This window comes from Enterococcus sp. AZ050 (assembly GCF_051715085.1).
In the GTDB taxonomy this organism is placed as follows: domain Bacteria; phylum Bacillota; class Bacilli; order Lactobacillales; family Enterococcaceae; genus Enterococcus; species Enterococcus faecalis.
On record NZ_JBIOTC010000004.1, the window covers coordinates 1 to 9930 of the forward strand.

Consider the following 9930-nt stretch of genomic DNA (forward strand, 5'->3'; position numbering starts at 1 on the left):
TAACTAGAAAAAGTCACTGGATCAAGGGATACGGTGACTTTTTCTAGTTTTAGGAGTAGTTTGTACAGGTAGAATAAAAAAGCATTGAGTATTTACTCAATGCTTTTTTTATCTTCTACAAATAACGGTTCGTCTTTAGAATTATAATATTTAGGGTTTAATTTAACTTTAGAATCAACACCTAAAATAGTCAGCAAAGAAGGGAGAAAACCAATGATACCAAGAATGATAGAGCCAATTGCCAATAAAAAGCTTTGATTTTTTTTCATATAAATCAGTCCTTTATTTTGTTTTCAAGTATGTGTAACAGAAGGTATAATGTATTTAAAAAATAGGGAATGGAGAGGAAAGAGGCAATGAATAAAAAGAAAATAACGATGTTTTTAGTATTTCTTTTCTTAATAATTGGTGGTTCAATCTATTTGAAATCTAAAACGTATATTTTAGAAACGTCAGATATTACAAATTATAAATTTGTACCTAGTAAGCAATTGACTAGAAACAGTGAATTGATTCTTGAAGTTGAGAAAGCGTTTTATAAAAAGAATTCAACGCCAAGCAAAGTGATAAATAATAATAATTTGTATATCACTTTATACGCAGAAGGTGTTCCTTTTTCTTCAGAAAAAGAGTACACAGTAAAGTTTGATGATTTTTCTAATCAAGAATTAGCGAAAGTGAAAAATATTTATATTGTTAATGAGGAAGTTACAGAAATAAGTGATTTTAAAAATAGTTCTAAATTAAAAGTATTTCCACAAAAATAAGGCAGACCAATCTGCCTTATTTTTGTTATTTAGATCCAATATAGTGAATACCAATATTTCCTTCATAAATGGAATACCATTTATTGCTTATCATTTGTACTCGTTTTTAGGAATGTACTGTACTATTGATGTTAGGTCTTTTTATCGGAATGATGATGTTGTATTATTTGATTTTTGTTTTCTGGAAGTAGTTAAATCATTTTTTTAATTTATAATATAACTGTTCTACTAAAGCAATTCCCCAAAAAACTACTATTGATAAACCAATTAATTTACATATTTCTACTAAATTAAATCCATCACTAACTATAGTTTGAATAACTGCCATAGCAACAAAGAAGAGATAGAAGTAAATAGTATTTTTTTTTAAAACGCCCTTTCTTTTCATAAAAATAACCTCCTCCATCAAACTAAATATTTACAATTTTTTCAATAACTTATTGCTATACTTTTTTTGTTAGCGTTTACATTTTTGGTATGTTTATTGTATAATATTTATGTAAATAAGAAAAGTATCGGAGGGATATGTATGAAAAAAGTTATCTTAGAGTTTTTAGCTGTTTCTATGGTTATTTTTTCTTTGCTTGGTGTAAAGTCTGCGTATGCTGCTAATAATATATCTGAAGATACAGTAGTTCAATATGATAGGTCTATTACTGAGCCTAAAATGCTTAAAGATACTTTTGATATTGTTTCTCCTAGAGTTCAAGTATTTAAGTTTAGTATTCTATTCCCTGTAGGTATGTATCCACCAAAAACATGGCAAACGTTGGCTTATTTAGGGCACTTAGAAAGAGTAACGTATGTTGGAGGAGGACAATATATAGGACATTACACAACGGGATGGTGATTTGAATGAATAACTTTGATTTGTGGAAATGGGTTGCTAGTAAAAGACCTTACAACGGAATTTATAGTAAGAAAAATTGGTTGTATGTGCTATTGATGCTAGGTCTTTTTATTGGAATGATGATGTTGTATTATTTGATTTCTGTTTTCTGGAAATAGTTAAATCAGATGATAATTTGTTATTTAATGAATTTGCAATAATTATTTGCTAAGATTATTTGAGCTATAGGTATTGCGTCTAAAAAAGTAGGAGGCTTAATGATTGGAGTTTAAAGAAGAGATAGATTTAATTTTTGGGAGAATAAGAGGAATATAGGATGTATGATAATAAAAAAGATATTTAATAATAATGTAATTTTAGCAATGAATTTAGAAAATCATGAAGTTGTAGTAATGGGATGTGGAATTGGGTTTAAGAAAAATGTTGGAGATAAACTGGATTCAGAAAAGATAGAAAAAACTTTTATAATTAAAGAAAAAAATTCTTATGAAAATTTTAAAATGCTTTTAGATGATGTTCCCAAAGAAATTATTTATGTATGTCATGATATTATAGAATATGCAAAAAATATATTAAATGATAGTAAGATAAATGAATATATCTATATAACTCTTACAGATCATATAAATAATGTGGTTAAATTATATAAGGAAAATATATCCATACACAATAATATTTTTTGGGAAATAAAAAAGTTTTATCCTAAGGAATTTGAAATAGGATTAAAAGCTTTAGAATTTATAGAGGAAAATTTAAATGTTAAATTACCTGAAGATGAAGCTGGAAATATTGCGTTGCATTTAATAAATTCTCAAATGGATTTCTTAGATGGTCATATGAAAGATTCACAAAAACAAATAAAGATGATAAATGATATTTTAAATATTGTTAAATATACATACAATATAGAATTGGATAAAAAATCATTAAGTTACGATAGGTTTGTCACCCATTTAAGGTTTTTTTTACAAAGATTTAATGGGAAAATAGCATCAAAAGAAAGTATATTTTCAAAGGATGAATTTTTATTTCATCAAGTAAAGAAAAAATATAAAAAAGCATATAACTGTATGAGCAAAATAGAAACTTATTTAGGGGCTGAGTTTGATAATGAAGAGAAGTTATATTTAACAGTCCATATACAAAGAATAACAAGTGAATAAATTAAAAAAAGTGTTGACAATAAAAACATAAAAATATTATATTAAACATATAAAGCGTTTACAATAAAATGATGATTGTTACTGGTAATGCAGGCGAGACTATAAATTAGATAGAATTAAATTAAGATTCTATCTAATATAGTCTCGCTTTTTTTATTTAAATAACAGTTATTAAAATAAAAATAAGGAGAGAGGTTTTATGAAGTATGAAGAATTAGCGAAAGATATTATATCTAATATTGGAGGTAAAGAGAATGTTATTAGTTTAACTCATTGCATTACGAGATTACGATTTAAGTTAAAAGATGAGAATAAGGCTAATACAGAGTTTTTAAAGAGTAGAAATGGAATTATCACTGTTGTTCAGAGCGGAGGACAATATCAAATTGTGATAGGAAATAATGTTGCAGATGTATATACAGATGTAGTTGAAATAGGTGGTTTACAGAATGATTCAGAACAAAAAACAAAAGAAAAGACAAGTGTATTAGATAAGTTTATAGATGTTGTTTCAGGTATATTTCAGCCTATATTAGGAGTGCTTTGTGCAACAGGTATGATTAAAGGGGTAAATGCAATTTTATTAGCAACTAATTTATTAACGCCTAAAAGCTCAACATATATAATATTAAATGCAATTGGAGATTCTTTATTTTATTTCTTTCCAATATTTTTAGGATATACAGCATCTAAAAAATTTAAATTAAATCAATTTACAGGTATGGCTATAGGAGCGTCACTTGTATATCCTGCAATAGTATCTGTGGCTGGGAAAACTGTAGACTTTTTTGGACTACCTATTATAATGCCGATGAGCGGATATGCTACAACAATAATTCCAATAATTTTATCAATTTATATAGCATCTAAAATAGAAAAAATATTCAAGAAAATTATTCCTGATGTAGTTAAAGGATTTTTAGTTCCATTTTTCACATTATTAATTAGTGTACCATTCGTATTTATGGTAATAGGGCCAGTTGCAACATGGTCATCTAATCTTTTGGGATATTTTACAATAAATATTTACAATTTTAGTCCTATATTATCAGGGTTATTATTAGGTGGTTTATGGCAAATTCTTGTTATGTTTGGTTTACATTGGGGATTAATGCCACTAGCAATAAATAATTTATCTGTATTAGGATATGATTCAGTATTATCAGCTTCAGTACCGGTATGTTTAGCTCAAACAGGAGTAGTTCTGGGAATTATGATGAAAACAAAAGATAAAAAACTAAAATCCTTGTGTGTTCCAGCAGCTATTTCAGGTCTTTTTGGAGTAACTGAACCAGCGATATATGGTATTACACTACCAAGAAAAAAACCATTTATAATAAGCTGTATAATTGGAGCTATTACAGGTATCATAGTAGGAGCATTTAAAACTGCTGGATACATGGTAGGCGGGTTAGGTATATTTGCATTACCAAGTGTTATTAATCCTACTGGAATTGATAAAGGATTTTATGGAATGCTTTTAGCAATGATAGTAGGTTTAGTATTAGGATTTATAGTGATGTATTTTCTTTATAAAGATGACGATGAAAGTTATGAGAATGAAAATAATAACAATAAAATAATAAAAGAAGAAAAGCTGATAATTAATGAAGTTATAGTTAGTCCAATGAAAGGTGTTGTTAAACCTTTAGAAATGATTGAAGATGAAGTGTTTTCAAATGGTTTAGTAGGTAAAGGTGTAGCTATTGAACCTATTGAAGGTAAAGTAGTATCTCCTGTTAATGGTGTTGTAACAACATTATTTCCAACATATCATGCTATAGGAATTACAAGTGCTAAAGGAACAGAAATACTTGTTCATGTAGGAATGAATACAGTTCAACTAGAAGGCAAATGTTTTATTCCTAAAGTGGCCGAAGGGGATAAAATAAAGGTTGGGCAATTATTATTAGAATTTGATATTGATGGTATTAAAAGAGCAGGCTTTTCTGTTACAACACCAGTAATTATTACAAATTCTAATAATTATCTAGATGTAATTGAAACAGATAGTAAAAAAATTAATTTTAAAGAAGATTTAATTCAAGTAATGATATAACAAGAGTTTATGTTTAAGTAATATCTAAAAGTTATTGATAAATAGAAAAGGTTATTTAAAAAGATAGGAATGTTATTTAAATGTCTAGTTAACATAATGTCGACTACACAAAGTAGCCCCTGTATCAACCGCTACAGGGGCTACTTTGTGATTTTTGATTGGTCTACCTCAACGCCGTTTTTAAAACAGCGAAAACAAGCCGTTTCTTGTGAATCGATTTTGTGAAAACGAACCAATCGAAGAAGGCGTTCGTTGTTATTTTATCGTAAAAAACAAAAGACGAATTCGCTATCGGGGAAGCGAATTCGCTGTGAAAAGAATAACATTGTTAGGAATTTTTATGTTTAGTCTAAAAAAAGTATAAAATGTTTTTTGAAAAAAATCAACGGGGAAAAGAAAAAACGAATTAGCCTGTATAGAAGCTAATTCGTCGAAAGAAATAGTTACAAAGGGGGCTATCCTAAGAAAACCCTAAAAAAATTATAAAAGGGGTTTCAAGAAAAATCAATATTGGCTAGAAAAAATGATCTTTGAACAAAAAAAGATTGAAAAAAAGAAAAAAGTTGTGCTAGAATTTTGGTATAAACTCGTTCATTTTTAGCTGAAAGAACTAGGAAATTGCCATGCGCGAAGCACGAATAGAATAAAACGAATGTTTTTAACTCCTTTAGACCTAGTTCTTTCTAAAAAAAATGAAACAACCACTCACAAACGACTAAATAATTTATTACACAAAAAAGCACTAGGTCAAATGGATTAAAAACCTAGTGCTTTTTTGTGCATTTATTTTTATGCGTTTTTTGGGTAATTTAAGTATAACATAAGGGGCTTTTTTTCTGTCAAGAAAAGGAAAAAGTTACCTGTGGCAAGCATAGCAAGGTAGGTACACCTTGCTTGAATAAATAGCCGTTTAGGCTTTGTCTAAGATATCCTGTTTTGTATTTTTGGTTAAAAGAAAAAGTATTGAATACTTAAAACAAAGTATGGTAAAATTTTGCTAGCATAACGTTTTCTATTTCGGCGCAAAGAACTAGGGAAACATTTTAAGTGAATCGTGACAAAAAAATAATAACGTAAGTGCTTTTAACTCCTTTAAACCTAGTTCTTTGTGTTGTCTAGAAAAGATTGTCTATCGTTTTCTTTTATGATAAACTTTTAATACATACTACATTCAATCAGCGTGGATTTAAATGCTAGGTTTATTCATTTCCCTGGTGTTTAAATCATACATAAATTACGAAACTCTTTGATTTATTTAGCGAAAAAATTAAGTAAAAAGGCAAGCCAAAATGGCTTGTCTTTTTCTTTTTAACTTTGCCAAAACTGCCACCACTTTTTCTTGTTAGTTGGTGGTGTATCGTTTTGTGATTCTTCGTTTTCTGTCGTTTCTGCAGTGTAAGTTAATTGTAGTTGTTCTTGTAGCTTCTCGATTTGTTGGTTGGCTTGGAGTGTGAGTTGTTGTTGCTGGTCGAGCAGTTTTTGCATTAGTTTTAATTGCTCGTCTTTTTCTTGTAGCTGTATATCTTTTTGATCCAACTGTTTTTTTAGAAAAGAAAGGAGTTCCAAATCGGAAACTTGGTTGGCGTTTTTATGGTTTTCGGTTTTCGATTTTTCGCAAACTGGTTGGCGATTTAAGTTTTCGTTTTCAGTCAAAAACATTGATTTAATAGCTTTTTGACCAACTTCGTTAATCACAAACTTGTTTCCGATTTTCGCAAACCAAAGTTTTCGATTTTCATCAGAAACTTTTTTGTTAATAGCTGTTTTACTAACTCCTAATTCTTCAGCAAGTTCTTTGATTGTTTTATCTGCCATATGTCACCTTCAGTTAAACAAATTATCTAAATCGGATAATAAGCTTTTTTTCTCTTTTTCCGAAAGATTTGATCCAGTTTGTGCTTCAAGAGCTTCTTTCTCTTTTTCTAGTTGCTGAATTTGTTGTAGTAGTTCTAATTCACGTTGTTTTTGTTTTATGCGATCATTAAGAGTATTAGGTGTTTCTTCATAGTTTGCTTGTTCATTTGCTTGAGCCAAAGCATGATGTTGTTCTTCTTTAGTTGGGGCATGTTTGTTAAAATCATCCGCTTTTTTGATCTCAGGTTTAAACGTGAATTGGTAACCAATAACAGGCTTTCCCCGACCTTTTCCGTATTTCTTTTGGATTGTTAGCCCTTTGAAAATTGCGATTAGTTCTTGTTTGATAGGTTTTAGAACATATTGATCGATATTACTTTCTCGATAACTTTTGGGAATATCTAACAATTCATGAAAATCTTCTTTGGAAAAATAAGCAAAACCTTTAGTTCTAAATTGTTTTAGTAGCCTAAACATGGTTTTAGAGTAACTGCTTTGTAGCTCGTTGAATTGCTGTAAAGAGTAGCGTACCCATTCGTCTAAATTATTTAACAAGGGCAGAGCTTTTTCGTAAATTCGTATATCTACATAAGGCTCTTCTACGTCGCCATTAATTTTAAATTCCGTAAACATAACAAAAAATTCTCTAGTTAGTCCAGATTCACTTCTACGACCAAATCGCAAAGAGAGGATTTTTTTATAAGTTTGTTCTAAATCGTCAATAAAACGATTATTAGCTGTTGCTTTGTAATTACTTAAATCTTTCAATTGGTCAAATGTAAAGCGAACAGTTTTATCGCCTTTTTCACGCATTCTGGACACAATAGAGAAGAATAGATTCATTTCAACTGGAGTAAATTTACGTAAAGGAATCGTATTTAATTCATGATGATATTTTACAATTTCATTTGACATAAGAGCACCTCACATTTTATGGGCATGTTTTAAAAAGTATAACATACCCATAAAACCATGTCAAAACAGACAATTCCATGCCTAAAAACAGACAATTCCATGCCTAAAAACAGACAATTCCATGCCTAAAAACAGACAATTCCATGCCTAAAAGATTCTGTATCCCTTGGGAGAGTAAGAACACAGCCGACGGTAAAGAGGTTTAAAAAGAGGTTTAAAAAGAGATATAAAAAGAGGGAGGGTAAAATTTCCCGCCTAAAAATCACTCCTTTTTTCTTCAAACAGGTTCGCGAATTTTTCTAAACTGCAAATCTTGCTCCCTATGGTCGCTTAAAAGGTGTGTTCGCTTTGCTCTCACATTGTACTGCGCAGTCGCCTAAAGGCTCCTTTGCTAAAACCGTTGTTCAAAGAGGTTTTTGTGAGTCTCTGAGGGCTTGTTTAAGCCGTTTTAAAACAGTTTTAGTATAAAACCTTTATTCTTGTTTATAGGCGCCTTACAGGCGGTCAGGGCAAGCCCTAACAACCCTAAGGTAATTATGCTATACTCATTAACGGCAACTTGCCCCGATTGGGGGTGTTTCTCTTGTTAGATAAAATCTTCACATTGGTTATCGCACCAATTTTTGTTGGGTTAGTCATTGAACTAGTTTCTCATTGGTTAGACGAGAAAGACGATAACTAAAGCAAGTTGCTTTCTAACTCACACGTTCGAAGTCGCAACGAACGAAAAAAAGCCAATCCTACTCGCAATAGGATTGGCTTTTGTGTTTCTCTTGTACAAAATCTTCACATTTCGCACACCTAATATAACAAATTAGACTAAAAAAAGCAAAATATACAATTTTCCTTAATTTTCACCAAACGCCTTTATTTTTCGTTTTAAGCGATTTTTGGGTTAAATCAATATTTTATACCTAATTTAATTTAAAACCTCTTAGAATTGGAATTAGAGCCATTTAAATCGATTATAGTTGTTTGCTGGTGATATTTTTCCTAACGAAAAATCAATCAAAAAAACGCAATGGTTTTTCTTCATTTGCTAAGGTAGCCCCCCTATTAGTAAGGGGGGGCTATCATCGTCGCCTAACGGCTCCTCAAGCTGGTCAATTGCCTCAAGCGAATTGAACGGCAAAGCCGTAAATTCGCCCGAGCATTGCCCAGCAAATCAGCTAATTTTGGCTGGGATATTTTTCTTGATTTTTTCACTTTTACTGTAACACATTTTTTTGTTTTTTTTAAGGGAATTTTTTCACAAACTTTTTGTAAGAGCATAAGGGGAACCTGATATCAAAATTGATATAAACCGCAGTGCGGTTTGGTTCTAGCGTGATATCACTTTTTTTGTGAAAATCGGCTAAAAAGCGGTTTCTGCCGGCTGGTGAAAACCTTGATATTATGCGGTTTTTGAATTTTTAACGGTAAAAACCGTCTTTTTACCGACTGAAAAACTAATTTGTATAAAGTATAATTAATATACTTTATCTTGTAAACAAACCAATTGTTTTTTCGAGTAAAAACGGAAATTTTAGCCAATTTTCTAGGAAAATACCCATTAAATTTTTAAGAAATACCTCACTTAATTGTTGAGAAAACCGTTTTTTATAAAATAACAAAAACACCTAAATTTTTAGGTGCTATAAATGTGCTAGGTTCATACGACATACCTGCTATAAATGTATTATGACAATGTATAAAATCGCATTAAATCAAGCTTAAAACACATGTTAGAAACCTGCTATATACCTACTATGAATGTGCTATGAGTGGGCAAATTTGTACCCCACCAGAAAGCCTTGCACTGCAAGGCGGGACACCTTGTGTGACCCCCATTTCCCCTTATGCTCTTCAGAACATTTATTAAACAAGTGAAAGAAATTTATAAAATAACAATTTGAATAATTTGTAATAGAAAGCTTTTAGACGAATTAAGTAAGTGAAAATATAAAGAATAAAGCAACCTTCAGAAACACGTATACCAATTATTATGAATTAATCTTTTGATGATATAAAAAAGGGTTCAATTAAATTATATTGCTCATTTTAGCAATACAACAACCTAAAACTATAGTTCTAATCAAAATTATGTTATAAAATAAAACTTTAAGTTAGGAGGAATATTCTATGAAATTAACCAAAATTGCTCTGGTTTTAGCTGTTTTTGCAGGTATTATTTTGTATTTTGTGTTGCCTGCTAATCAATTCTTTCTTTACTTTGGAATACCTGCTATTTTAATAGTGAATGGAATAAGAATTTTTGAACAACGGAAAAAACCACATTCTACCTGTTAATGACTATGATTGTATGTTATAAAACAATTTAAT

The 9930-nt window shown here is 30.1% G+C and carries 11 protein-coding genes; 7 read left to right on the plus strand and 4 right to left on the minus strand.

Annotated features, from left to right (window positions below; genetic code table 11):
- Positions 1 to 92: 92 nt before the first annotated feature.
- Positions 93 to 269, minus strand: coding sequence for a hypothetical protein (locus IGJ04_RS15485; protein WP_438709961.1), 177 nt, complete (start codon positions 267 to 269; stop codon positions 93 to 95).
- Positions 270 to 356: 87 nt separating this feature from the next.
- Between IGJ04_RS15485 and IGJ04_RS15490 the strand changes: the two genes are divergently transcribed.
- Positions 357 to 767: a hypothetical protein gene (locus tag IGJ04_RS15490; protein WP_438709960.1), complete on the plus strand. Its 411-nt coding sequence runs from the start codon at positions 357 to 359 to the stop codon at positions 765 to 767.
- Between the two features lie 196 nt (positions 768 to 963).
- Here IGJ04_RS15490 and IGJ04_RS15495 read toward each other — a convergent pair whose 3' ends face one another.
- Positions 964 to 1155, minus strand: a complete 192-nt coding sequence (locus IGJ04_RS15495; RefSeq protein WP_438709959.1) for a hypothetical protein — start codon at positions 1153 to 1155, stop codon at positions 964 to 966.
- A gap of 141 nt (positions 1156 to 1296) precedes the next feature.
- On the opposite strand from IGJ04_RS15495, the gene IGJ04_RS15500 reads away from it, so the two are divergent.
- The 4 genes from IGJ04_RS15500 to IGJ04_RS15515 all read left to right on the plus strand — a co-directional run bounded on the left by IGJ04_RS15500 (position 1297) and on the right by IGJ04_RS15515 (position 4839).
- Positions 1297 to 1617, plus strand: coding sequence for a hypothetical protein (locus IGJ04_RS15500; protein ID WP_438840417.1), 321 nt, complete (start codon positions 1297 to 1299; stop codon positions 1615 to 1617).
- 5 nt (positions 1618 to 1622) lie between these two features.
- Positions 1623 to 1775, plus strand: coding sequence for a hypothetical protein (locus IGJ04_RS15505; RefSeq protein WP_438709957.1), 153 nt, complete (start codon positions 1623 to 1625; stop codon positions 1773 to 1775).
- A gap of 162 nt (positions 1776 to 1937) precedes the next feature.
- On the plus strand, positions 1938 to 2780 hold the full coding sequence (gene licT, locus IGJ04_RS15510; protein WP_438709956.1) for a BglG family transcription antiterminator LicT: 843 nt from the start codon (positions 1938 to 1940) through the stop codon (positions 2778 to 2780).
- A gap of 199 nt (positions 2781 to 2979) precedes the next feature.
- Positions 2980 to 4839 carry a beta-glucoside-specific PTS transporter subunit IIABC gene (locus IGJ04_RS15515; protein WP_438709955.1) on the plus strand — a complete coding sequence of 620 codons (1860 nt, stop codon included), beginning with the start codon at positions 2980 to 2982 and terminating at the stop codon, positions 4837 to 4839.
- A 1308-nt stretch (positions 4840 to 6147) separates the two neighbouring features.
- Here IGJ04_RS15515 and IGJ04_RS15520 read toward each other — a convergent pair.
- Both IGJ04_RS15520 and IGJ04_RS15525 read right to left on the minus strand, forming a co-directional pair.
- Positions 6148 to 6654, minus strand: coding sequence for a DUF536 domain-containing protein (locus IGJ04_RS15520; protein WP_438840418.1), 507 nt, complete (start codon positions 6652 to 6654; stop codon positions 6148 to 6150).
- A 9-nt stretch (positions 6655 to 6663) separates the two neighbouring features.
- Positions 6664 to 7608, minus strand: coding sequence for a replication initiation protein (locus tag IGJ04_RS15525; RefSeq protein WP_438840419.1), 945 nt, complete (start codon positions 7606 to 7608; stop codon positions 6664 to 6666).
- 583 nt (positions 7609 to 8191) lie between these two features.
- Here IGJ04_RS15525 and IGJ04_RS15530 point away from each other — a divergent pair.
- Positions 8192 to 8290: a type I toxin-antitoxin system Fst family toxin gene (locus IGJ04_RS15530; protein WP_154212971.1), complete on the plus strand. Its 99-nt coding sequence runs from the start codon at positions 8192 to 8194 to the stop codon at positions 8288 to 8290.
- 1439 nt (positions 8291 to 9729) lie between these two features.
- Positions 9730 to 9897, plus strand: coding sequence for a hypothetical protein (locus IGJ04_RS15535; protein WP_438709962.1), 168 nt, complete (start codon positions 9730 to 9732; stop codon positions 9895 to 9897).
- Positions 9898 to 9930 lie beyond the last annotated feature (33 nt).

Coding starts and splice junctions, on each gene's coding strand:
- IGJ04_RS15485 (WP_438709961.1), bottom strand. CDS start 269: ATGAAAAAAAATCAAAGCTTTTTATTGGCAATTGGCTCTATCATTCTT.
- IGJ04_RS15490 (WP_438709960.1), top strand. CDS start 357: ATGAATAAAAAGAAAATAACGATGTTTTTAGTATTTCTTTTCTTAATA.
- IGJ04_RS15495 (WP_438709959.1), bottom strand. CDS start 1,155: ATGAAAAGAAAGGGCGTTTTAAAAAAAAATACTATTTACTTCTATCTC.
- IGJ04_RS15500 (WP_438840417.1), top strand. CDS start 1,297: ATGAAAAAAGTTATCTTAGAGTTTTTAGCTGTTTCTATGGTTATTTTT.
- IGJ04_RS15505 (WP_438709957.1), top strand. CDS start 1,623: ATGAATAACTTTGATTTGTGGAAATGGGTTGCTAGTAAAAGACCTTAC.
- licT (WP_438709956.1), top strand. CDS start 1,938: ATGATAATAAAAAAGATATTTAATAATAATGTAATTTTAGCAATGAAT.
- IGJ04_RS15515 (WP_438709955.1), top strand. CDS start 2,980: ATGAAGTATGAAGAATTAGCGAAAGATATTATATCTAATATTGGAGGT.
- IGJ04_RS15520 (WP_438840418.1), bottom strand. CDS start 6,654: ATGGCAGATAAAACAATCAAAGAACTTGCTGAAGAATTAGGAGTTAGT.
- IGJ04_RS15525 (WP_438840419.1), bottom strand. CDS start 7,608: ATGTCAAATGAAATTGTAAAATATCATCATGAATTAAATACGATTCCT.
- IGJ04_RS15535 (WP_438709962.1), top strand. CDS start 9,730: ATGAAATTAACCAAAATTGCTCTGGTTTTAGCTGTTTTTGCAGGTATT.